A 24,882-nucleotide genomic window follows, 5' to 3' on the forward strand; every position below is an offset into this window, starting at 1 on the left:
GAGAGTTGAGATCATGTTAACCAAAATGAATTTGCAGGGAAGCTGGGAGCTTCGACTGGATGAACATAAACAAGGCGCTCAAGTCCCATTTGACGATACCATAATGATGCCGAATACGACCTCACATGCGCGCAAAGGAATAAAGACTGATGTGGCTCACATCGGGTCTTTGACAGATGAATATTCATATGAAGGCTGGATTTGGCTGAAAAGGGAGATTGATATTCCAGCAGCACTTGCTGGCAAGAAATGCAGTTTGTATCTGGAACGCACGCGTATAACCAAGTTATGGGTTGATGGTGAAGAAGTTGGAGCGCAGGATAGTCTCAACACCCCCCATGTGTACAGCTTGCCGGAAGGGCTCTCTGAGGGAGAACACACCCTCACCATCCGGGTTGATAATACGGACTATCCGACGAAAGGCGGTCATCTTACATCCGTTGATACCCAGACCAACTGGAACGGAATTACCGGGAAGTTGGAGCTTCACTTTTTCCACGAGTTGCATTTGGGAGAGGTACAGATCTATCCCGATGCTAAAGAGCGAACATTCAGAATCACAAGTACATTGTCACAATCCATACCAGGTACGGTACTGTGCGTTACCGCGCAAACTTTCAAGCCCCTTTTAGAAGATACTCATGGATATATGCCGTCAGATAGAAATCATATAGTGATTGAGCAAACCTATCCATGCAACCAGAAGGAAGTTAATGTGCTCTACAAGATGGGTGACGACTCATTGCTCTGGAGTGATTCGGAACCAAATCTCTACTTGCTGACCCTTAATCTGTTGGGGGACCATGGCGATGTACTGGATACAATCGAAGTGGTAACAGGGCTACGTGATTTTGAAGCTAATGGAGATGCTTTTACCATCAATGGTCGAAAGACCTTTCTTCGCGGAAAACATGACGGTCTAATCTTTCCCCTTACGGGTTACGCGCCAACCGATGTCGATGAATGGCTGCGAATTCTGAGCATTTCCAAATCATATGGTATAAATCATTATCGTTTCCATACCTGTTGTCCGCCCGAAGCAGCGTTCACTGCTGCAGATATGCTTGGTATCTATATGGAGCCTGAGCTTCCATTCTGGGGTACGATTACGGATGAACTTGATCCACAGCATAATCAGGCTGAACAGGACTATCTCATTCGTGAAGGCTTCGCCATGCTCAGGGCGTACGGGAATCATCCTTCATTTGTAATGATGTCACTAGGTAATGAACTTTGGGGAAGTAAAGAAAGACTGAATACCATTATCAAAGCATATAAAGCATTTGATCCACGCCATCTGTACACCCAGGGTTCAAACAATTTTCAGTTCACTCCGCACATTCTTGAGGAAGAAGACTTTTTCTGTGGCGTGCGCTTATCTAAAGATAGACTTTTCCGCGGGTCCTATGCCATGTGTGATGCCCCGTTGGGTCATGTTCAAACTGATGTGCCTGGTACCCTGAAGGACTACGACGACATGATCATGCCGGATGTGATGGTTTCGGAAAAAGAGGGAATTCAAGCAGGAGAATCGGAAATTCAGATTCAATATGGCACGGAAGCCAAGACTGTGAAAGCCGCGTCTGTTGAACATCAGCTCATTCCACATCTACCCGTCATCTCACATGAAATTGGACAATATGCCATGTATCCTAATTACGAGGAGATCGAGAAGTATAGAGGGTCGCTAAAGGCAAAAAACTTCGAGGTGTTTCGGGAGCGATTACAATCCAAAGGAATGGGACATCTGGCTGAACCATTTTTCAAAAGCTCTGGCAAGCTTGCAGTAGCCTGTTATAAGGAAGAGCTTGAAGCGGCATTCCGATCCAATCACCTGGCAGGATTTCAATTGCTTGATCTTCAGGACTTCAGTGGACAGGGGACAGCATCAGTAGGCATTTTGGATGCCTTCATGGATTCCAAAGGCTTGGTTACTTCTGAGGAGTGGAGGACATTTTGCTCCGATGCCGTACTTCTGGCCCGATTCGAGAAATACAACTACACTTCGGGAGAAGATTTCAATGCCCACATTCAATTAAGGTACTTCCGATCAGATTCATTGAAGGATCGTACATTGGAGTGGGAGATGCGTGATTCGAATCATCTGATTGCATCAGGAAGGGAAGAGATTCCCTTTATTTTTGGAGAAACTTGGTTTGAGATTAGCCAAATGAAGTTCAAGCTTCCTGCTGTGAAAAAGATGACGCCCATCGTTCTATCCCTGTATATTCCAGGTACTGATATCCGGAAACAATATGATCTTTGGATATATCCTGATCATGATGTGACAACAATTGATCATGATTATATTTTCAGTGAATGGTCCGATGAAGTAATTAACTTACTGGAAAAAGGAGAGAATGTGCTGCTGCTTCCCACAATCGAAGATAACGTCAGTTCAATCGAAGGCACATATTGTACTGATTTTTGGTGTTATCCGATGTTCCGATCTATCTCAGAAAGCATGAACAAGCCAGTTCCCGTCGGTACGCTAGGCTTGCTTATTGATAATTCGCACCCTGCATTGAAGCACTTTCCAAGTGAGACCCATTCCACTTACCCATGGTGGCATATCGTCATGAACTCACGGTCTATTATTCTGGATGAGGTTGCCGCGAATGTTCAACCTTTCGTTCAAACCATCGATAATTTTGAACGTAATCATAAGCTGGGACTGCTGTTTGAATGCCGGGTTGGAAAAGGGAAGCTGCTGGTTGGGGCAATAAATTATGATGAATTGATTAGCCGGACGGAAGGGCGGCAATTACTTTACAGCCTTGCACAATATGTAAAAAGTGAGGAGTTCAATCCGGAAGTCAAGTTAGGGCTGGAAGAGCTGCGACAGTTGCTCTGCAAGAAATAGAAACTGCATAATGCACATTATTAACGAATAGAAAAAATGCACATATCAGATTCCCAATAATAAACGAGAAGTCTGCTCTCAGGAACTAACAATAAACCCTTCAAACTGTTTTTACAGTTTGAAGGGTTTTCTTTTATTACTGTAGCTAAAGCGTCACTTCTGTTTTTATCCCTAAGAGGCATTGACTCATAAAACATCAATATTAATGAAATTTGTTAACGAAATTATTATTATGTAAACCAAATAAAATCAGTTTCATTTCTTTTTCCCAGAATGACATAAAACATCCATCATATGTAAATCGTAATGGTGTACGTACGAAGGAGGATACATATGAAAAGTCACGTGCATCGAAAAGAAGAAAACAAACTGAGCTGGATTAGTCTTTCATTATTCGGAGCGGGATGTACGCTAGGAACGGGATTTTTCCTTGGAACAAGTCTGGCTATTCATTGGGCCGGTTTATCGGTGCTTGTACTTTTGGTGCTGGCTGCTGCCGGGACTTATTTCGTATTTGGAGCATTGGCTCAGATGACGGCAGATGATCCGAAGGAAGGGGCTTTTCGAACCTATGCCGGAGAAGCGTTCGGCCCATGGGCCGGTTTCGGAAGCGGCTGGATGTATTGGTCTTCTGAAATGCTGATTATGGGGAGTTCATTAACGGCACTCGGATTGTTCTCTCAATTTTGGTTTCCCAAGTTTCCATTATGGGTGTTTGTAGCGGTATATGCATGCATTGGATTGTTCATCGCCGCATTGGGAGCCAAGGGGTTAACCCAAACTGAGAATGTGCTCGCAGTGATCAAGCTGGCTGCAACGGTTGCTTTTATTGCGATCGCAGCAGCGGCTTGCCTAGGCTGGTTAGATGTGAAGATTACCCCACAGAAAATAACCAACGAATGGTTTCCTCACAAAATAAAAGGCGTCTGGACCGGGTTTATTTATGCCTTTTTTGCTTTTGCCGGGATTGAGGTCATGGGTTTGATGGCAGCCAAGCTGAAAGAACCAAAGGATGCAGTGAAGTCAGGCCGTGTCATGTTGTTAACCGTCAGTACGCTGTATGTTGTGGCGATTGCCTTGATCCTGCTACTGGTGCCCGCCGCGAAGTTAACACCAGACGAGAGTCCACTCGTCAAAGCGATGTCATCGATTGGATTTACGGTCGTGGTTCATATTCTCAACGGAATTTTGATTATAGCCGGGTTCTCCACGATGGTCGCCTCAATCTATGCGATTACGTCCATGTTGGTTAAACTGGGTGAAGATGGAGATGCACCGAAGATGTTTACAAAGACATGGGGGAAAAAGAACATGCCCCTTCATGCTTTGGGATGCACTGCGGCCGGATTAATTCTTTCTACCCTATTGGCATTATGGATGCCAAAGAGCCTGTTCGAATATATAACTACCGCAGGCAGCTTGGTATTAATGTATACCTGGCTTCTAATTTGCATCACGTATATCAAGAAAATGAAACCGACGAAATGGAATCGCGTCAAAGTGTGGACCGCCATGTTTCTTATTGTTGCAGCAGTAGCTGGAACCGCCATGGAAAAAACCAGCAGAACAGGTCTACTGGCAAGTATAGGTCTTGTTGTATTGATTGCCTTGATTACCTACATTGTGAACAAAATACGAGGACCGCTACCATCCCCCATCCAATAAACCGTCACAGTCCTGAATTCCTGGATAGAACTCTTCCATATGTCTTAGCTAATCTGCTGAGTGCTGAGTTCTTGAATTGCTTTACTGAGGTGTTTTGTATCCGCTATTTCGTCAATTTGCTAATGGCTTGCTTCATGCGCATGAAAGGACATTTGGAAGGCGCCTGCTCGTCATCGGGCAGGAAATATTGTTTCCATTCCAGATTATCCTGCTGTCCATACCACATGAGCGAAGGGTGAGCCGGAACGGCATCATAGGCTTCCAAGCGTTTGCGAATCAAGGTTTTCATTTTCCGGCCAAGAGGTGTGTTGTCATTAATTGATTCAAACACCCACCGTGGTTGAAAAGCAAACATCAGATAAGGGAAGTGTCGACTGGCTCTGAGCTCGTGCGCGGGAGTGGCGCAGAAACAAAAATAAGGTTCACCGCCAAAGCAAAATTCCCACGTGGCCTCATGCGGATCCGTGGATATATGATCTGGCCAAGAAGCCTCATCAAGTGAGCTTACCCGGTTAAGCATCTCCCAGAACAAGGACTGGTACTGTTCCACCGTTGTGTTGTTTCTCAAATCATCCGGTGTCTCGCAAAAGACGACCAAAGAAGCGTAATGACCCGTGTCCCGGGAAACGAGCCCATATTGACTAAGTAATTCCGCCATATCTTCAGCAGAAGCTTGTGTATGTGGATCACATGTGAATCCGTATCTCAGATGGCCGGAGAGAAAACCCATCCGTCCGGGAACACACGGATACGTATTACCTTCATCTGCAATCATATTGGCGAATTGTGAATAAGCATTCTGCTGCCATTCGGGCAGACCTTTAAATAATGGTTTTATTTCATCGGCACTGTACAGCTCTGCCATGAATTCCCCAACCCCATTCCACATGATACAGTTAACGTATTAATGTGGATGGCGTTGGGTGACTGTCCAGTGTAGTTTTTATGTCAGAAAAAGATGGAGCGTACTGCTTCGTATCCGAAGTACAGGCCAAATCCGATCAGGCAAATTCCTGAGATGATGGAGATCCAGCGCAAGACGGTTTCGTTGCTGCGTTTATGAAATCGGCTGGCCATGCCAGCCATGATGACGTCCCATACTAGGATTCCTATGAATATACCAGAACTGTATAGTAGTAGATGAGCGGTGTCGGTATGCTTCACGGTTGTGGCAAGAATAGAGCCGTAAATTCCGAGCCAGAATAAAATATTCAGCGGATTGGATAAGGCCATCAGAAAGCCAGAGACAAAGGATTTTCCGACTTTTGCTTCTGCTGTAGAAGAGGTCTGAATGCCGTCTTTTATCTTGGACAGTGTTTCCACACCGGTATACACCAGAATAAAGCTGCCAAAAGACCAAAGAAAAGAGCGCATGAACGGCGTGTCCAGAAAATGGGCAACTCCAAAATAAATCAGGAGCATGTACACCAAATCGGCAAACATCGCTCCGAGTCCTAAAATCCAGGCATGCATGAATCCATGGCGGGCCCCCCGATCCAACTGAGCTGCATTAATCGGACCAATCGGAGCTGATAGTGAGATTCCCAGAATAATATAACTGAACAGTACAGACATATACGCGTTCACTCCTTAACGGGTTCGACGAATTGTACCGGTAAGTCACACACATATGGGTACAAGTCATCGTATTCCCGTTTGGAGCGAATTAGAACAAGCTGTCCGTCGCTTAATTTGCCATGGGCTCCACATCCAATTGGATTGCTGTGCAGTGGTAACCGTTGCAAGAACTTTCTTCACAAGGGCAGGCTGATAATCCGATAACCAGATCGGTTAAGGCTTCCATCTCCACATAATCACCGGCTCGCGAGTCTGGAGCTACGACATCAATCTTGCCCAGATCATCTACAACGGATTTCATAAACAGATTAAACGGATAATGCTGATCGGGCGGCAAGATCCCGAACGGTTCCAGAGCCTGATTTAGGTTATGATAACAGCTGGCATGATCCTTTTTGTCATATAACACTTCATACATTTCCGGACGACAGGCGGAGTTGAAGAAATCATGAACACCAACCGTGTCACGAACCATTTTAAGCAGCGGCTGATAATGATTGGAATACACGGACTGTCCTGGTTTGATCCGGTAGGACCGCAGTACGTCCATCGTTACCCCTGGGTCAAGCCGATTATTGGCGTTTTGAGCATCATATGCAACAAAATCAACGACCTGCTGACCCTCCAGATCGGTCACCCGAATTAATGACCCTTTATTCACCTTGACGGCATGACCCGTTTTGGCCGGGATCCGAACGGACTCTTTATGGCGCTCCGTTGTACTCATATTCATTCGTCACATTCCTCCGCTGTTTTTGTTTTCAGTATGCGGAGCTGACATAGCTTTCATGCACTTTGGCAGACATATGGCTCATCTTGGAAATGATATAGGAAGTATCCTAAGATTATACTGGAAACAGTGGATTACCTTTCATCCCGACCCAAAGTTCGGATGTTTCCAGCTGACTAGCCAGATGAAGCAACCAGTCTTCACGGCCTTTCGTGGCCATTATTTGTACACCCATGGGTAGGCCCTCAGGAGTCAGATGTACTGGAACACTCATGGCTGGTTGACCCGTCAGATTTGCGAGCTGAGTGAACGGTGTGTACGTGAGACTTGGTTCAAACATCTCATAAATCAACTGTTGCTGCTGTACCTTGTCCAAATCGCTTATGCGCATCAGATGTTGAATCTGTTCATCATGAGGCGTCAATTCACCGATTTTGGGTGCTGGAAAAGCATTGACAGGTGTGACATAAAAATCATACCGTTCAAACAAGGTGGACATCTGGGCTGCGGCAACATCCCATTCAGCCAAACTATGTACGAATTCGGCAGCGGATACCTTTTTGCCGGCTTCAGCCAGAACCCAGGACTCGATTTCCATATCATCAGATGTTAATGCTCTGCCCATAGAACGTTCCATGGAAGAGATCATCGCCGCCATTTCACCGCTGTTCATCATGTAATAGTTCTCCATCAATTTGACACCATTAACTGGACTCAGCTTTTCCTCAACCTCATGACCTTGTTCTTCCAGCCAGCGAACCATCTTATAAACAGCTTCTTTAGCTTCATTACTCACAGGTGTACCCACAGGAGAAGCAGTCGTGTATGCGACTTTCAGTTTGCGTTGATGAGGGTAGTTCATATCAGCCAAGTAGCTGCCTGGAAAGAGGGGAGCATGAAACGCAGCTTCGGGTTGAATGACTTGCAATGTATCCAGCAAAGCAGCACTGTCGCGAACGGAGCGAGACAAGGCAAAATCAATCGATGCACCCTGCCACTGACGACCAACCCCCGGTCCTACGGGCGTCCGTCCACGTGTAGGTTTGAGTCCGAACAATCCGCTGAATGAAGCAGGAATTCGGATTGAACCACCACCGTCACTGGCTCCCGCAAGAGGAACAATACCCGAGGCTACAGCGGCGGCGGCGCCTCCACTTGAACCACCTGGCGAGTGATTGGTATTCCATGGATTACGACTTGGGCCGTGAAGGCGGGGTTCAGTAATATTTTTCAGGCCGAATTCCGGCGTATTGGTATGACCGATGATAATAAATCCTGCATCACGCAAACGGGAGACGAAGTTGGAATTCCGCTGTGCACGATGCTCGCTGAGAAGACGGGAACCCGAGGTGAGGATTTCCCCCTCCAGGGATTGGGAGATATCTTTCAATAACAAGGGCACGCCGGCAAAGGGCTGCTCTCCCGGGCGAACCATACCCGCTTCCTGACGTGCGCGTGTTTCATATGTACGAATGACTGCATTAAGCTGAGGGTTTACTTCTTCCAGGCGTGCATACGCCGCTTCCAGCAATTCGACAGGGGATATCTCCCTTGCGCGAACCAATTCAGCCAAGCCGATGGCGTCGTATGATGTATATGAAAATGATGAAGATGAAGACATGATGATCGTTCCTCTCTAAATTGACTTGATCTACTGTTCCATATATCATCGTACCACCGGAATAGTGAAAAGACAAAAGGCACTGTACATCCCGATGGATGTGCAGTGCCTTGATTGATTTGCGTCATATATGAATTTCAATCCTTCCGAAGCTTTGGTGCAGCGTCAGCCGGAGTCGCGGAGCGTTCTTGCTGTTTGGAGATGGCGAACAGGGCAATCCAGATGAGGATGAAGCCCAGCAGTTGTTCCCAAGTAATTAGCGTACGGAATGCAATCCAGTTTACCAGTACACCGGCCATTGGGAAGCTTAGTTCCGCGAGTGTGGCAACAGAAGCTTTGGTGGAAGAGAGGCCTTTGTAATATAACAGAAGACTCAGTAACCCTGGTAGCAATGCCTGGCCTAGAATATTGAGTGCCACAGCTGCCTGCTCACCTGTACCCGAAGGAAAAGTCCACGCAGCACCTTCGTTCCACGTCATAAAAATTAGCAGTGGCAGAGCTACGACGAATCGCAGGGAGGTGACTGTTTCATAACGGGTCTGCCCCAGCATCAGCCGCCCCATAACGGTTGAGCCGCCCCAAAGGGCAGCTGCACCCAGCGATAACAGGCTGCCTGCATGAACCCAATTGTCCCAGTTGCCAAGAGGAAGGGTAAATCCGAACGTAAGCAGGTATGTTCCTGCAAGTGCAATAATAAACAGTCCACCGAAGCGACGAGGTAATGTTTCTTTCAGCAGAAGTTTAGCGAGAACAATCGCAAATAACGGCTGCATCTTTTGCAATAACAAGACGGTATTGGGATCGTTATGTGTAAGTGCTAAGGTGAATAATACCGTGGCGAGAGCTGAACCTCCCCAGGAGATAAAGATCACGGCAATCCAGTGGCGTGCACGCAGGTTTTTCAGATCGGCCCGGAACTTCCACAGGACGGGAATCGCCACAAGGCTGACAATAATATGTTCCACCAGCACAATCTGAGTAGAGGTCATCGTTTTGAGCAAAATAATACGAAACAGTGGGTCTACACCCCAAAGGGCGGCGCCGAGCACGACGAGCCAGAATCCGGTATTGCTTCGTTCCTTGCGGTAAATCGTTGATGCAGATTGGGTCTTTTCCATATTCAGGACTCCTTCGTCAGAACACGGAATCTTCAGTTGGTAAAATCGACAAAAGCCCCCGTTTTGGTATACACCAAATAAACGGGGGCTCAATCATTGACATGTCATACGGAAAGAAACCTTCCAGTAAAGGCATGTCAATGTGTTGATCTTCTCTCATCCGGACTGTACCGTCGGCCTTGGAGTCACACCAAGTCAGTCGCTGAATCCCCACATCGGGTCAAACAGCGAGTCGCGGGCTGGTTCCGAAGAACATCACCGCCGGTTGGGAATTGCACCCTACCCCGAAGATCCTATTCAATTATATTGTGTATTGAACAAGCTGTAACATTAATAAGTCCATCTTATTCCTGTAAGCGCTAGCAGTTCAAGTGTTTTTTTAGAATATGATATTCCAGCTTCCCTGTTGTCTGCGTAGTAATACAATCTGGCCTGCATGATACACATCGTGGAGTATCCAGCGAGCAAGTTCATGTGCCCATTTTTCATTCGTATCCATGTAAGGGGCTTCGAGATCGGATTCTTCTAATGAAGCGAGCTGATCACGAAGCTGTCCGGCTAATTGTGTTGTATTTTGCATAAGTGTACTCCAGATAGAGGTATTGGAAGGGTCGCCGGAATCTCCGAAGGTGGATTCATTGTTTTCGGCAGGTGGACCGGAAGGAGTTATGCCCTGAATGCGACTCAACAAGCGATGATTATAATAATACATATGGTTAACCAACTGCCAGATGCTTAATCCACCGGTTGTTGGAACCCATGCTGCCTGCTCAGCGGTAAGTCCTTCGAGCGACTTGGATAAAGGCACAATCCAATTGCATTGATCCCAAGTGTCATCTTTCTGAATGAGCAATAGTTCTGTTGCTGTTGTAGTCATTGATTTTTCCTCCCTAAAATGAATTCATGGTAACTAGCTAAAGTGCTTAAATGTGGTTACAATTAATATAACCCAAACTTGAATGGATGTAACTATCTTTTTATATTTAAATGGTTACATTTTAGCGGAGGTACTATGGATAGACTATGGACTGATTTTGTGAACAGTGATTATCATGACTGGCGTGGTGGGGATCGTTCGGAGGACAGGCTTGGCAGAACGGAATGGCAGCAAGAATTTCTAAAACAATGGCAACTAAAAGCACCTATACCTGCTTCTCCTGAAGAAGAGAGAACCCTGAGAAGCTTCAGAGGCAAATTGCACGCTCTTGCAACTCGTTTATCTGCCGGAAACCCATTATTGGACGAAGACCAGGAGTGGCTTAACTCCATGATGGAGGAAGGTAAGGTCACCAGAAGACTGCACTCTGGAGATGAGGGACTGAGACTTTCACATATTCCTGTAGGAACTCAATGGCAGCAGGTCATGGCAGAGGTAGCAGGTGATTTTGCCATCACAGTGGTTGAAGGGGATGGGGGAAGGATTCGTATCTGTGACAATACGGATTGCCGCTGGATTTTCTATGACGATACGCGCAGTCGTACCCAGAAATATTGTGATGACAAGATGTGCGGTAATCTGATGAAGGTCAGAAGGTTTAGGGCAAAACGGAAGGTTAATCAGAAGCAAAAGTAAGGTGTATGAACGAGAAAGGATGATTTCTGCTTTCTGAGCCAGGAAGCTAATCGAAAGAGGGATACTTAGAATCCAAAAATTGCATGTTTTCATTTACTGCTATATAATATATATGTACTTAATATATTTCAGCTAGTTATTCAGTCAGAGATCAACATCCAAGATTCAAGCGTATATCCAACAAAAAACAATGATTGGAGATGTGTCTTGTGGGGACAAGTTATCTACTGAAAAATGGTTGTGTATTGTCTATGGATTCGTCGGTGGGGCAGTATAAGCGGGCAGACGTTTTAATTGAGGATTCTCTTATTACTGCCATCCAGCCAGATCTGAGTTGTACGGAAGCCGAAGTCATAGATGCATCGGAGATGATCATACTTCCAGGACTCGTAGATACGCACCGGCATGTGTGGGAGTCGCTCGTAAAAACAGCGGGAACCAACTGGTCACTGCCGGTCTATCTGCAAAATCTCTACTATGGGGCAATAGGAAGTAAATTCCGGCCACAAGACAGCTATATCGCCAATTTGCTTGGTTCTTTGGAAGCGCTTAATGCTGGGGTGACCACGGTACTTGACTGGAGTATGCCATATTCACCGGAGCACACGGATGAACTGATTCGCGGACTTCGGGATGCTGGCATTCGGTCGGTTTTCGCTCATGGCGTACCGGGTGAGACACCCTACTGGAACAGAGAGAGCCAGCTGACTTATTCAAATGATGTGAGAAGAGTCAAGGAACAGTATTTTTCCTCACGGGATCAGCTACTCACGTTTGGCCTTGCTATTCGTGGTCCGGAGTTCAGTCATTGGGATACCACGGTGAAGGAAATTCAGCTTGCGCAAGAGCTGGATGCGATATGTTCAATGCATGTTGGCTTTGGAAGCTGGGGATCTGTAGATCGTTCGATAAGTAAAATGTATGAGGCTGGTTTACTCAGCCCAGGTCTGAATGTCGTACACGGAAATACGATGGATACGGATGAGTATAAAATGTTGGCCGATAGCGGCGCTTCACTGTCCGTCACACCGGAAGTGGAGATGATGATGGGGCATGGGTATCCGGCAACGGGTTACTTTCTTGAAAATGGAGGAACGCCAACGCTTGGAGTCGATGTTGTAACATCAACGGGTGGGGATATGTTCTCCCAGATGAAATTTGCACTTCAAGCAGAGCGTTCCAGGGGGAATGAACAACTTTTGCTGCAGGGCGAAATGCCTGGTGAGCTTAATCTGCAATCCAGTCAAGTTCTGAGATTTGCAACTTCTGCTGGTGCGAAGGCTTTGGGACTGGAGCGGAAGATTGGCACGCTTACTCCAGGTAAAGAAGCAGATCTGATTATGATCCGAACCACCGACCTTAACCTGTTCCCGGTGCATGATCCGGTTGGAGCCGTGGTTCAATTCGCCAATCCATCCAATGTGGACACTGTGTTTGTAGCAGGTCGGCTGGTGAAGCACGAAGGCAAGCTACTGCATGTCGATCTGAACGAGGTCCGTCTGAAGGCATTGGCAAGTAAGGAATATCTACTATCCCAATATCGGATGTCGGATGCAGAGCGAATTGTGTTTTCATAAGTTTGATGAACCATGTAAATAAAAGAGGGATTCTCTTCAGTAAATGAAGAGAGGGGATGATCTCATCTGTCTTATAGATCTAATAGCTTTACATTTGATGGGCCGCATAGGGATATGCGGCTCTTTAACTTGAGTGTTTATTGTTAAACAACGCAAGATTAGCTAGGAATGGACAGCGGAAAAAGGCGAAAAGATCCTCCATTTGCATAAGTGCATCTAACAACGATCAGATAACGTTTTGGTTAATAAAAAAGCAATTAAAAAACTGCGCATAATATAAATTATACGCAGTTTTATTTTAAATCGATTTTCATATTCGTCCCTGTCCAACAGATCATGATAATTCCCACCTGTAATACACAAAATATGCCATCATCTCAAAATAAATTTAATCAAGCAACGCGACAAAGTGTAGAAATCGATAGTTTTTTATAGTTGGTCGGTAAGATAGAACAAAGGTCTTTTTCATAGAACAGATGAACCGAACTAGAATATCTGAACCAAAGAGACACATTCATCATTTTCAATACGAGAGGAAACTGTGTATGAATCAAAACCAGAAGCGATCTTCCTTATTTAGAAAGAAGCCGATTGCCACCGGAGATAACGAAAGCAACATTTTGAAAAGGGTACTGGGCCCACTTGATCTGATGACTCTCGGGGTAGGTGCGATCATCGGTACGGGTATCTTTGTATTAACAGGCGTTGCTGCTGCAACATATGCTGGTCCCGGTTTGGTACTGTCTTTTCTACTGGCAGGCATAATCTGCGCCTTCGCTGCATTGTGTTACTCCGAGTTCGCATCCAGTGTGCCTGCTTCGGGAAGTGCGTATACATATAGCTACACCGCTTTTGGTGAAGTCATTGCCTGGATTCTCGGATGGGATCTTATTCTAGAATATGGATTTGCGAGTGCCGCTGTTGCCAGCGGTTGGTCTGGATATTTTCAAACGTTATTATCCGGATTCGGACTACAGTTACCCCATGCGCTCACTAGTGCATTTAGTCCAGAAAAAGGAACCTATTTTGACATCACAGCAGCGATGATCACGTTAATCATTACATTCCTGCTCACACGGGGAGTGAAAGAGGCTGCTCGTGCCAACGGAATCATGGTAGCAATTAAAATTATTGTGGTGTTGATCTTTATCGGTGTGGGTGTATTTTATGTGCAGCCGGATAATTGGCAGCCATTCCTTCCGTTTGGGATCTCAGGGGTAACCGCAGGGGCGGCAACCGTATTTTTTGCTTACATCGGTTTTGATGCTGTCTCTACAGCCGCTGAAGAAGTGAAACGTCCACAACGAGACTTGCCCATCGGTATTATTGCATCCCTTGCGATCTGTACTGTTCTCTACATCGTCGTATCGTTGATCCTGACAGGGATTGTGCCTTATCACATGCTGAATGTGAGTGATCCGGTAGCCTTTGCTTTTGAATTTGTACAGTTGAAAGGATTGTCCTGGATTGTTTCGCTCGGGGCAATTACAGGGATTACCACTGTATTACTTGTCATGATGTATGGTCAGACACGCTTGCTTTATTCCATGTCACGGGACGGTCTATTATCTCCGGTATTCTCCAAAGTCAGTGGCAAAAGCCAAACGCCTGCTACGGGAACTTGGGTTGCTGGGATCATCGTCGCATTATTCTCGGGTTTCATCTCACTTGGCCACCTGGCGGAGTTGACCAACATTGGAACACTGTTTGCTTTCGCGGTTGTGAGTCTGGGGATTATCGTACTTCGTAAAAACAACCCGGAACTGAAGAGGGGATTCCGTGTGCCTTTGGTTCCATTGATTCCTATTCTAAGCGCTGTTGGCTGTATGTATCTCATGACACGTCTCGCGGCTCTGACCTGGATTACGTTCTTTGGCTGGTTAATTATTGGTTTAATCATCTACTTTGCCTACGGTCGCCATCACAGTCATTTGAACCCGGCACGGCGGATATCGGACACGTTCAAAACAACAAAAGGAAAATAGCATTTAAAGCTTAAGCTAAATTGTAGAGACATCGTGTTAAGTTATTAAATTAACTGGTTTTATACGTAAATGGAGTCAACGGCATTGTCCCATACTGCGTCGCCAAAGCGACGTGGTATGGGGCTTTTTTTGTGAGAGCAGATCGTGTAATACCAAAAAAAGCAGAGACGGATAAGGCGATATATGGGTATCTAATATGCAATACATCTATCCTTGTCAGCGGAACCAGGGTTGCGGTCAGGGCAAATATGACATATATTTGGGGGTGTGACATGCCATCAGACATAGGAGAGGGGATGTATCATGGACACACCATTACATACCAATCAACATCACCAAAATTCGATTTTCGGCTTTGCATTGGCTGACTCAGCCGTACTTGCCGAGACGAAGCTAATCATTTCAGGTCCACAGGACAAAAACGAAATTCAGTTGGAAATTGATCCGCAGCGCCGTTTGAAGGATGGACGTAAAGTGTCGGTTGTTGCGCAACATATGAATGCACCGCTGGATCGACAAGATGCCATTATCATATACGGGGAAGAGCTAGGGTTTGTACAATATACGGTTGCCTTGGGACCTGACAGTACATGTTTACTCGCTCCCATTGAAGGAATAGATCATCCGATCGTATTGAATTGGGCGGACTTTGTAGAAGGGGAGTACGAACTGCGAATTTCCTTGCATATCAAAACACCCCGTATTGCTGAGGGACCGTTAGAGCCCGAACAGCTTGCCATGGTGAAATATGCCCAGGTCGTAACCGTTGCCATATGTGTATTTCCGGCCGAAGCTGTGCAGATGAATACAACGCCCAAAGCTGTCTGGACACGAGAGAATCATGTATTTGACTCCTATGGAAGCGGCGGCTTTATTCTCGCAGATCTGCCTCGTATGGCAAAACGGGTAGAAGATCTGATCGGTTCTGGAAACCATAATCTGATTGAACAATTCAGTGAAGGCGACCTGTCAGACACCTTGCTGGAAGAAGGTCTAATGGCGATTGCCTGGGGAGTTACGCCATGGTGTTATTCAATTTATTCGGCCCCGGATGAAAATTCCAGAACCGAAATTTCGGTAGACAAGCTGGGTGATGAACCTCAGACGACGGGAATATACCGTGTGCATCCCGAATGTAAACAATTAAGCATCGTGCCGGTGAACGAATTGGCTTACTGGCCAACCTGCTTAGAGAAAGAATGGCCTGTAATTGATGTTGCGGGTGAAGGGGATACACTACGTATGGACTTGTATGTTCAGATCTGTGAATCCGTGAATGGACTGCATGAGAATCCACTGCCTTCATTTGTACTCACTCGCTGTGAGGAACAACCCGAAACGATCATCCCACTAATCAACGTTGTAATTATAGACTAATAAATAGAAGTGTGGTGACGAACACAGATGATGACCGAAGAGATTCAGGAGCAATATGCCGATGAGCTTGAAGCTTTTCACATATGGATGAAAGATGCGGGGTACACCGGACATACGGTAAAATCATACACAGGTGACGTTGCTGAATTTCTCGTCTCTATTCATGGAAAGTCACTGGAGCAGGTCAAAAAACTTCATGTGTTATCCTTCTTGTCCCGAGCTCGGGAAAGAGGAGTCAGTGACTCGACGCGGAACCGGAAACACGCAGCGGTGAACTGCTTTTATAAGTCATTGATTGAGCTTGAATTGGTGACCAATAACCCCGCTTTTGGAATCAAGAAATCCAAAACCGAGCAAAACCGTGCCCCCGTCTTTCTTGACGAAAGCGGTTTGGAACGATTTTTGCAATCAGTCGAGGGTAAGTACCGTACACGAAATCTGGCTATTTTTCTGCTAATGGGATACATGGGATTGCGGGTCGGAGAGGTTCATGCCTTGAACTGCAAAGACTATAATGCGGAACGGCGCACACTGGACGTATTCGGTAAGGGCCGGAAATGGCGCACACTTCCTGTGCCTGAGACGGTTGCCGACTTGTTATCCCAGGCTCTTCAGGAGCGGCTGGCTCCTTGGCGAGTGAAGGAAGAGGCATTGTTCGTCTCACAAAAAGGAAAACGATTATCGATTCGCAGTATTCAGCTGATATCGACCGAAACCTTTGAACGCTTTCAGCAGGAATCGGCCTCCAATCTGCGTGTGAACTATTCCAGTCATAAACTGCGTCACTCATTCGCGACCATGATGCTTAGACGTGGAGCAGACCTGCGAACGGTCCAGGAGCTGCTGGGTCATTCCTCCATTCAGACCACAACGGTATATACTCACGTAACCAGCCGCGAGAAGGAGGAAGCGATGGCATTGCTGGATGTCAAACTTCCTGCATTTGTGGCTGATATGTAAAAGATAAGTTTGAATTGTATAATAGAAAGAAGTAAACAGCAGAGAAGCCTGTCCAAGTGACAGGTTTTTTCGTTTTGATTTAGAGGAGCATCAATACATATAATGGTAAATATAAGAGATGATCAGTAATCACAAAATAATCCAACTTATTATTAACGGAATAATTATTATGTAAACTTGATTTTCGAAATCAATGTTTACTTATCTTGTCTCTCTGAAATATAGTGATGTAACTAGCCAGAGATTGAACTTTGATTGTAACTGGAAGATACGAAAGTCTAAGCTCTACTGGCTAATTTTGCAGGCAGCTTAAGACCAGGGCATAATTTATTAACAAGACCAAAGAACCACTCGCATCTTCATAAGGAAGATACAGGTGGTCCTTTAGTTATACAACCGTGACGCTATTTGCTCATGATAAAATAACGTGATTAATCAAACACCTGGAGTTACTCCAGTCCGGCAATCTGTTCCTTCAATTTGTTGGCGGAGGCCTGGAAAGCGACTTTTTCCGTCTCATTCAAAGGAAGTGGCAGAATCTCACGTACGCCGTTGCGATCAACTACACATGGAACGCCCAGATATACATCGGATACGCCATTATAATCTTCCAGCAAGGTGGATACATTCAGCACGGAACCTTCGTTGCCCAGAATGGCAGCCACGATACGGTCCAAAGCGAGCGCAATTGCATAGGAAGTGGCTCCTTTGGCATTAATAATCTCATACGCCGCATTTTTGGTCCGGTCAAAGATATCCTGTTGTGTCTCTTCATCCAGCTCCAGATCGGTTCCTGCAACGTTAGCGAGACTCCATACCGGTACTTCGGAATCGCCATGCTCCCCGATAATATGGGCGTGAATGCTACGTGGATCAATGCCTTTGTTTTTACCAATCAGATAACGGAAACGTGCACTGTCCAGTAACGTACCGGAACCAATCACACGGGAAGCGGGCCAACCGCTTTGTTTCCACGAAGTATAGGACAAAATATCTACAGGGTTGGTTGCAATCAACAGAATACCATGGGAATTAACCTCGGTAATACGTTCAATGATCTCTTTGAAAATGCTTGCATTTTTCTTCAACAGATCAATTCGAGTCTCTCCTGGTTTTTGGGAAGCACCCGCAGTAATAATAATGATATCTGCGTCTTTGCAGTCCGAGTAATCGCCTGCCCATACTTTTACGCCTCCGGTAAATGGGAGTCCGTGGTTCATATCCAGCATTTCGCCGGTAGCCTTATCATGATTCACATCCACAAATACCAACTCGGACGAACGCTGTCTTAACATCAGCGTGTATCCCGTTGTTGTTCCCACCGCACCCATGCCTATAATAACGACACGACTTGGTTTGAGCGCTGCACTGTTTACCATTTTCATATCCTCTCCTTTTTGGGGTATACTTCCATCCATATTAAGGGATAAGCATGTGAAAAGCGAGTCATGTCTATAAACTTTTTCACATTTCATGTCTATTTGCGGAGGATTTCGTCGAAAACCTGGTTTGCGTTCCGTAAAAGAAACAGATGCAGTAAAAAGATCTCTGTCCGCTTCCAGAGAGTAGAGATGAACCTTTTCGACATCGTTTGTGGTAGAATAGGAGCAGTGGATTCAGATGAATCGTAAAAAAAACATGAATGGACAGGCATGCGCGCCTGCTTATTGTTTGAGAGAGGTGGAAACCACTTGCGTTCGCAATGGATCAAAATCGCGCAGACAGCATTGCTGTCTATCGGTATAGCTGCTCTGCTGGCTGCTTGCACCAATTCGGGACAGCCCCCGGTGGCAGAGCCCCCGCAGGAGCAAGAAGATAACGGGAATATGGGCCAGACATTAACTGTTGTTCCCCCCGCAAACAGTACACAAGCTGCGGATTCAGCCAAATATCAAATTCAGACCCGTTTAACGGATTTCCAGCTACTTAATGGGAACGGTGGATTAGCATGGGGAGTGACGCGGAACGCCCTGCGTCTGTATTATACTCAGGATCAGGGAAGTACCTGGACCAACATCTCACCTTCAGAGAACGTACAGTTTCCGGCTAATCCGCAATATGGACAAAGCATTTATTTTGTAGATAGTACACATGGATGGATTGTTCGTGAAGGAATGGGCGGAACAGATACGATGGTTCTCCGGACCAACAACGGAGGAGCGAGCTGGAGCCTGTCCTCTTTGTCGAAGACAGATAAGGTCACGGCCATCACATTTGTATCTCCTGAAAAAGGTTGGATACTGACCACAGTGGATACTTCCATTGGTAAGCAAGACAAGAAACTGTATCTTACCGAAGATGGCGGTATTACCTGGAATCAGATGACGTCGAGTGACGAGGACGGCAAACCAGCATCTGCAGAGATTCCTACACGGGGTTATACAACAGGTATGACTTTCTCGGACTCGGATCACGGGTTCTTGACTGCTCTGGAGTTCGGTACACCGAAATTGTATGTTACAGCTGACGGTGGCCAACATTGGAAGGCTGGACCTTCGTTCTTTGACCGAAACAAATTTAACGGATGTGGTAACTTTAACATCAGCTCGCCACAGTTTTTTGGACGGGAAGCCCAAACAGCTTGGATGTCTATATCCTGTTCTCAGGGGGAAAGCACCAAATTCAACGGATTATTTACAACCAATGGCGGAGAGAACTGGCAATTATCCACGTTCAGTCTGAATAAACAAACCGGAATTAATCGCGGTCTGACTCCTACATTTCTGAATCCCTTGGAAGGCTGGGTCATGCAGAAAGGCAAGACTTATTACACCAAAGACGCCGGCAAGATCTGGAAGGCACTTCCTACAAGTGAAGTATTGGAAAACATACTCAAAGACTACCCCGAGATTGTCAAGCTCCAAATGGTTTCTTCGAAACTAGGCTGGATTTTGGTCGAAAATACAGATGCCAAGAGATCACTGTTGCTACAAACCGTGGACGGCGGTGTAGGCTGGAAAGTACTATAATTGCGTTGTAATTAACGCCTTTTGAAGAGGAACCTACGGGTTTCTTTTCATTTTATATAGTTTGTGAATTAAATCACAATAAATCACTTCAAATGATGTTATATTGAATTCAAGAAGAGATGGGAGTGATGAACATGAGAACGAATGAACAAACTCAATTCACGCAGGCGGACGAGTTAACCAGATACATGCTCCAATTATGCTACACATGTGATGATGCCAACCGTTGTACCACTGAGGAAGAAGTTAAAGCCTGCATGGCGAAGTATGTACAGGCAGATGAACCGGTGCAGACGGATGGCGGAGAAGTAACCCGCGGATTTATGGACCTGATGTACGCTTAAAATCCAAGTAGACGGAAAAAATACTGCTTTATCAACGATTGGCCCCCGATTGGGGGCGTTTTTTATTTTGAAACATTATATAAAAAACCAAAACTCCTACAGTACACTCATTTTTAGTACTTCAGCAATCGGAATACAAAATTCTCATCATGGAGTACTTATACATTTTTTACTTTGGTCTGAATATTTTTCCTCCACGAGTTAATCTTTATTTTCTATTTCTGCTACAGTAAGCATCTTAACAGGAATAACTTGAATGCTATATCTTGGCAATCGTCCATTTCGCATAACAAAATCCCCCGGTAAATCTCGGCCGGGGGGATTAGCTTCATGCTTCAGACGGAACTATGATTTTACTTGAGCTTTAAAGTTGTTAGTTGATCAGTTGATGTCATAAGGAGAGATAGCTACTTAATCCGAGTAAGCAACAGCATTAAAACTCTCAATACCAATTCGAGTCGCATCTGCTGTGCAAAAAAGATATAAGGTATAAACCAATTCATTTGATGGTGGTAGTGGGACATTAAAATCGGATGCATTAATGGTGACGACTTGTACAGCGTTTGGGTTTGCTTCAGAAACACTCACTGAATAAAGGGCGTAGGCAACAAGCGAATCAGTACCTCGTGCAATAGAAAATGCAATCACGGAGTCGAATGGCGGAGTGGTAGGGAACGCGAGCTCGGCTATCCCTGATAATTGTACGCGTATGTTTCCACCTGCGTCAGTTGCATCTAGTCCAACCTCCCCGATTGCAACAGGAGTATTGGCGGGCAAGGGAATTGAAATTGTATTACCATAGCTTGCATTTTGAGAGGTTCGAGCATCTAGCAGTTTCGTCATAAAGCATACCCCCAATAGTTTTTGTAATATAGTATGTGGTTTTTTGGAAGATTCGTCCGCAGAGCGGCAATTTTGTTTATTAATAGAGAACCTCAAAGGTCTTGATAAGTACAATATTTTGGGGAGCTGAGGTTGTAGCCAAATCTCCAAAGGCAATTCAGTTGTTTGACCAGGCATTTAACCCATTGATCCAATCCGGCTACAGCATTTTTTATCCCCCGCTCAATTTGAATCCAAAATAACAAGTTCCCTGTTCATGCGCATATATATTACAGAAGACGGGTCAAGACTCCGGCTGTCCAAGGTTTTATGAACGGAGGGGAGAGACATGGGCATTGAATCATCCTGGATGTTTGATTTTTTTGGAACCGTCTTTCCGGTAGTATTTGTCCTGATTATAGGTATTGTTCTTCTGTCGGTAGGGAAAGAAGTATGGAGATGGGGCCGCAATAACTCAGAGCCACTGCTTACCGTACCTTCTCGTATTACCAGCAGGAGAATGCAGATGAGTCAGTCGCACTCCGAACCAGGAAGTACAGCCCGTACGCATTATTACATCACTTTTGAAGTGGAGAGCGGGGATCGTCTCGAATTCAAAGTGAATGGTGATGAGTACGGCTTGTGCGCCGAGGGAGATGAAGGTCGACTCTCTTTCAAGGGAACGCGTTATGTAGGCTTTGAACGCTACAATCGTTTGTATTCAGAGCGTGTACGCGGATAAACCGGCTGGCTTGCGCCATAGTGGCGTAAGCTTTTTTTAATTTCTTTTCCGGACAAGCGTTTCTTAATGGGGCTAACGTGTTTTTATATAAGAAGAGACTTCATTCAATTTATGGTCCATAATCGGTGAGTTGTATCTAGACTTATGTGATGAAAGGACCATCCCAATAGAGGAGGCAACGATAATGTCATTTACAGATCAAGTCGTGGTTGTGACTGGAGCAGCCCAAGGAATCGGTCGAAGTGTAGCTGAGGCCTATGCGGTTGCAGGGGCTAAAGTCGTACTTGCCGACTATCAGGAAGCGGAAGGGGCTGGTGCGGCAGCTTCCATTCGCAATGAAGGCGGAGAAGCCATTTTTGTCCAGTGTGATGTACGTCAAGAGAAGGATATAACGAACCTCATTCAAACGACAATGGATGAATTCAAACAGATTGATGTGCTCGTAAACAATGCAGGTGTCTCCAGATGGAAGTCTCCCTATGAGCTAACGCTGGAAGAGTGGGACGATATACTCAATACCAATGTGCGAAGTTGCTTTATCGCAAGCCGAGAAGCGGCCAAACATATGAAGCACAACGAAAATGGTGGAGCGATCGTTAACATGGCCTCAACTCGTGCGTTTATGTCAGAGCCGGAAACAGAGGCCTATGCTGCGTCCAAGGGAGCGATCGTGGCATTGACGCATGCGATGGCTGTCTCCTTGGGTAAGGACCAAATTCGGGTCAATTGTATCAGTCCGGGATGGATTGAGACAGGAAATGTTGAGAAATTGAAGCCAGAGGACCATGAACAACATCCAGCGGGGCGTGTGGGCGTTCCTTCAGATATCTCCCGCGCTTGTTTATATTTGTCCGATCCGAGCAATACCTTTGTCACAGGGACCAACCTGATTATTGACGGGGGCATGACCCGAAAAATGATATATGAGGACTAGTACCGGGATTTCTCCGGTCGATTGTAAACATTTGAAAACATAGCAGAAATAAGCCCAAGTTAAGCACTTGGGCTTATTTGTTTTTGGTAACTCGGTTGCTATAATAAATGTGATTTTACCACAGTACAGGAATGGAGGGAGAATATGTTCGGGAACTCATCCCGGAAAGTGTTTTGGCTATTACTGCTGATTGGAGGGATTATAATGACAGGCTTTGAATCTACTGCTGATGCTGACGCAGATATACGAGCAGCCTGGGTATGGCAGGCCAAGTCTGTCAGTGATGGAGGAAATGAGCTGCTGGAGAATGCAGCTAAACATAAGATTAACAGACTGTATGTGAATGTGGATATGAATCTGTCACAGGAGGTCTATCATACGTTTATATCCAAAGCCAGCAAGGCTGGAATTGCAGTTGAAGCTCTTGGCGGAGATCCATCATGGGCAGTGAGTGGTCGTGAAGGTCCGATGCTCAAGCTGGCGGACTGGGTGAGTAATTATAACCTGGCTGCAAAACCGGAAGAGCGATTTGACGCCATTCACCTGGATATCAAACCCTATGTACTGCCACAGTGGAAAGAAGATGCCAAGCCGCTGGTCCAATCCTGGGTTGCCAATATGAAGCTATTACTGGAACAGGTGAAGCAGGCTGGGGCGGTTGAAGTGAATGTCGACTTGCCTTTTTGGTTGGATTCTTACACCGTGACGGGTAGCAGAACGACTGAAGATGCGGATAACGAGTCGTTGTCACACTGGTTTATTGGACAATTTGACCATATTACGCTGCTTGCTTACCGTGATAGTGCGCAAGGAAACAATGGAATTATACGTTTGGTAGAACAGGAAATGATATGGGCTGACGCCAGAAACGGTTCTATTACCGTTGGGGTAAACACCAAGCCCATGCCTGGGGAAGAGTTCACGACTTTTGCCGGCAAAGGTGCAGCTCAATTGGAGAGTGTTGTAAAGGAGGTAGCATCTGCATTCACGGATCATGCTTCCTACGCAGGTTCGGCTGTGCATGACATCGTGTACTGGGGGCAACTGGAGCCAGAGGAAGTACCCTTACCGGAGAATCCATCCAATCAACCTGAGATTCGGGGAACCTATATCTGGCAGGCTTCTCAGGTTACGAATGATGGTGGAGATCAGATTCTGGAGTTCGCCAAAGCGCAAAACATTAATTGGTTATACGTCCGGCTTGATCTGGATCAACCGTATTCCAGCTATCGCAGTTTTGTGAAACGTGCTCAGGCTCAAGGTATTGAGGTTCATGCGATGGGCGGCCATCCGATCTGGGGCAAAAAGGAAAACCGGCCACGGATACAGCGCTTGATTGATTATGTGAAGAATTATAACGCCGAATCTGAACCGGATGAACGTTTTAAGGGAATCCATCTTGATATTGAGCCATACACCCTACCTGAATGGGAAAATGATCGGGATACACTGCTGACTGAATGGGCTGCCAATATTGCTTATTTTCATGATGAGACGAAAAAAGACAGTGATCTGGAAACGAGTGCCGATCTGGCCGTTTGGCTCGATACGTTCCCGTTACCGGGAAGAGACATGTCTGTCAGTGAATACATGATCACGACACTGGATCACGTATCTCTGATGGCATTCCGTAATATTGCTGAAGGCTCCAATGGAATTGCTGACGTCGTCAGTCAGGAAATGAAAATTGCGGACCGTCTGGGTAAACCACTGTTGATCTCGGTGGAGATGAAAGAGAATTTTGAAGGTAAACATATTTCGTTTTATGATAAGGGAGCAGCGGAAATGGAACGTCAGCTCGCACTGCTTCCAGATCTGTTAAGCGAGTATAAAGCCTACAAAGGCAATATCGTTCATGCTTACGATTACTGGATTCAAGCCAAGCCCTGAATAGGCAGGTTATATAGGAAATGTTTTGTCTCGGGACTTCACACAAGGTGAGGTTCCGGGCTTTTTTTATGGGGAAAAGATAAAATCGTGTCACCGAATGGGCGTCTGCACAATACGATATACGGTGATGCAGA

At 45.8% G+C, this 24,882-nt stretch carries 20 protein-coding genes and 1 riboswitch; of the genes, 12 read left to right on the forward strand and 8 right to left on the reverse strand.

Annotation, left to right across the window (positions count from 1 at the left end; translation table 11 throughout):
- The first annotated feature begins 13 nt into the window (after positions 1-13).
- Together AMS66_RS16740 and AMS66_RS16745 are read left to right on the forward strand one after the other, a co-directional pair.
- Positions 14-2,863: a glycoside hydrolase family 2 TIM barrel-domain containing protein gene (locus AMS66_RS16740; protein ID WP_053781895.1), complete on the forward strand. Its 2,850-nt coding sequence runs from the start codon at positions 14-16 to the stop codon at positions 2,861-2,863.
- A 333-nt stretch (positions 2,864-3,196) separates the two neighbouring features.
- Entirely contained in the window at positions 3,197-4,528 is a 1,332-nt protein-coding gene (locus AMS66_RS16745; RefSeq protein ID WP_053781896.1) for an amino acid permease, read from the forward strand.
- Positions 4,529-4,631: 103 nt separating this feature from the next.
- On the opposite strand, the gene AMS66_RS16750 is transcribed toward AMS66_RS16745, so the two are convergent.
- The 6 genes from AMS66_RS16750 to AMS66_RS16775 all read right to left on the reverse strand — a co-directional run bounded on the left by AMS66_RS16750 (position 4,632) and on the right by AMS66_RS16775 (position 10,452).
- A complete protein-coding gene (locus AMS66_RS16750) occupies positions 4,632-5,393 on the reverse strand; it encodes a YqcI/YcgG family protein (RefSeq protein ID WP_053781897.1) in 762 nt (253 codons plus the stop codon).
- Between the two features lie 83 nt (positions 5,394-5,476).
- Complete coding sequence (locus tag AMS66_RS16755) at positions 5,477-6,103, reverse strand: LysE family translocator (RefSeq protein ID WP_053781898.1); 627 nt, start codon at positions 6,101-6,103, stop codon at positions 5,477-5,479.
- A 112-nt stretch (positions 6,104-6,215) separates the two neighbouring features.
- Positions 6,216-6,839 (reverse strand): DUF1989 domain-containing protein, encoded by a 624-nt coding sequence (locus AMS66_RS16760; RefSeq protein WP_236703457.1) that lies wholly within the window; start codon positions 6,837-6,839, stop codon positions 6,216-6,218.
- 112 nt (positions 6,840-6,951) lie between these two features.
- Positions 6,952-8,457: an amidase gene (locus AMS66_RS16765; protein ID WP_053781899.1), complete on the reverse strand. Its 1,506-nt coding sequence runs from the start codon at positions 8,455-8,457 to the stop codon at positions 6,952-6,954.
- A gap of 137 nt (positions 8,458-8,594) precedes the next feature.
- Positions 8,595-9,575, reverse strand: coding sequence for a DMT family transporter (locus AMS66_RS16770; RefSeq protein ID WP_053781900.1), 981 nt, complete (start codon positions 9,573-9,575; stop codon positions 8,595-8,597).
- Between the two features lie 144 nt (positions 9,576-9,719).
- Positions 9,720-9,871: riboswitch (FMN riboswitch) on the reverse strand.
- A gap of 83 nt (positions 9,872-9,954) precedes the next feature.
- Complete coding sequence (locus AMS66_RS16775; RefSeq protein WP_053781901.1) at positions 9,955-10,452, reverse strand: DinB family protein; 498 nt, start codon at positions 10,450-10,452, stop codon at positions 9,955-9,957.
- Positions 10,453-10,587: 135 nt separating this feature from the next.
- On the opposite strand from AMS66_RS16775, the gene AMS66_RS16780 reads away from it, so the two are divergent.
- The 5 genes from AMS66_RS16780 to AMS66_RS16800 all read left to right on the forward strand — a co-directional run bounded on the left by AMS66_RS16780 (position 10,588) and on the right by AMS66_RS16800 (position 17,047).
- Positions 10,588-11,148: a CGNR zinc finger domain-containing protein gene (locus AMS66_RS16780; RefSeq protein WP_053781902.1), complete on the forward strand. Its 561-nt coding sequence runs from the start codon at positions 10,588-10,590 to the stop codon at positions 11,146-11,148.
- A gap of 200 nt (positions 11,149-11,348) precedes the next feature.
- Complete coding sequence (locus AMS66_RS16785; RefSeq protein ID WP_053781903.1) at positions 11,349-12,725, forward strand: amidohydrolase family protein; 1,377 nt, start codon at positions 11,349-11,351, stop codon at positions 12,723-12,725.
- A gap of 545 nt (positions 12,726-13,270) precedes the next feature.
- Positions 13,271-14,710 carry an amino acid permease gene (locus tag AMS66_RS16790; protein WP_053781904.1) on the forward strand — a complete coding sequence of 480 codons (1,440 nt, stop codon included), beginning with the start codon at positions 13,271-13,273 and terminating at the stop codon, positions 14,708-14,710.
- A 303-nt stretch (positions 14,711-15,013) separates the two neighbouring features.
- Positions 15,014-16,087 (forward strand): hypothetical protein, encoded by a 1,074-nt coding sequence (locus tag AMS66_RS16795; protein ID WP_053781905.1) that lies wholly within the window; start codon positions 15,014-15,016, stop codon positions 16,085-16,087.
- A 27-nt stretch (positions 16,088-16,114) separates the two neighbouring features.
- A complete protein-coding gene (locus AMS66_RS16800) occupies positions 16,115-17,047 on the forward strand; it encodes a tyrosine-type recombinase/integrase (protein WP_053781906.1) in 933 nt (310 codons plus the stop codon).
- A gap of 449 nt (positions 17,048-17,496) precedes the next feature.
- Here AMS66_RS16800 and AMS66_RS16805 read toward each other — a convergent pair whose 3' ends face one another.
- The gene (locus tag AMS66_RS16805) at positions 17,497-18,426 is read right to left on the reverse strand and encodes an L-lactate dehydrogenase (protein ID WP_053781907.1); all 930 of its coding nucleotides are present in this window, start codon (positions 18,424-18,426) and stop codon (positions 17,497-17,499) included.
- 312 nt (positions 18,427-18,738) lie between these two features.
- Here AMS66_RS16805 and AMS66_RS16810 point away from each other — a divergent pair, with 312 nt between their 5' ends.
- Together AMS66_RS16810 and AMS66_RS16815 are read left to right on the forward strand one after the other, a co-directional pair.
- On the forward strand, positions 18,739-20,016 hold the full coding sequence (locus tag AMS66_RS16810; protein WP_053781908.1) for a VPS10 domain-containing protein: 1,278 nt from the start codon (positions 18,739-18,741) through the stop codon (positions 20,014-20,016).
- Between the two features lie 134 nt (positions 20,017-20,150).
- Positions 20,151-20,360: a hypothetical protein gene (locus AMS66_RS16815; RefSeq protein ID WP_053781938.1), complete on the forward strand. Its 210-nt coding sequence runs from the start codon at positions 20,151-20,153 to the stop codon at positions 20,358-20,360.
- A gap of 411 nt (positions 20,361-20,771) precedes the next feature.
- Here the strand turns inward: AMS66_RS16815 and AMS66_RS16820 are convergent, their stop codons facing one another.
- Positions 20,772-21,203, reverse strand: coding sequence for a hypothetical protein (locus tag AMS66_RS16820; protein WP_053781909.1), 432 nt, complete (start codon positions 21,201-21,203; stop codon positions 20,772-20,774).
- A gap of 328 nt (positions 21,204-21,531) precedes the next feature.
- Here AMS66_RS16820 and AMS66_RS16825 point away from each other — a divergent pair, with 328 nt between their 5' ends.
- The 3 genes from AMS66_RS16825 (at position 21,532) to AMS66_RS16835 (ending at position 24,748) form a co-directional block, all read left to right on the forward strand.
- Entirely contained in the window at positions 21,532-21,924 is a 393-nt protein-coding gene (locus AMS66_RS16825) for a DUF2500 domain-containing protein (protein ID WP_053781910.1), read from the forward strand.
- Positions 21,925-22,108: 184 nt separating this feature from the next.
- On the forward strand, positions 22,109-22,858 hold the full coding sequence (locus AMS66_RS16830) for an SDR family NAD(P)-dependent oxidoreductase (RefSeq protein WP_053781911.1): 750 nt from the start codon (positions 22,109-22,111) through the stop codon (positions 22,856-22,858).
- 204 nt (positions 22,859-23,062) lie between these two features.
- Positions 23,063-24,748 carry a hypothetical protein gene (locus AMS66_RS16835; protein WP_236703458.1) on the forward strand — a complete coding sequence of 562 codons (1,686 nt, stop codon included), beginning with the start codon at positions 23,063-23,065 and terminating at the stop codon, positions 24,746-24,748.
- Positions 24,749-24,882: the final 134 nt, after the last annotated feature.

The sequence above is a fragment of the Paenibacillus xylanivorans genome, assembly GCF_001280595.1.
Taxonomy (GTDB): domain Bacteria; phylum Bacillota; class Bacilli; order Paenibacillales; family Paenibacillaceae; genus Paenibacillus; species Paenibacillus xylanivorans.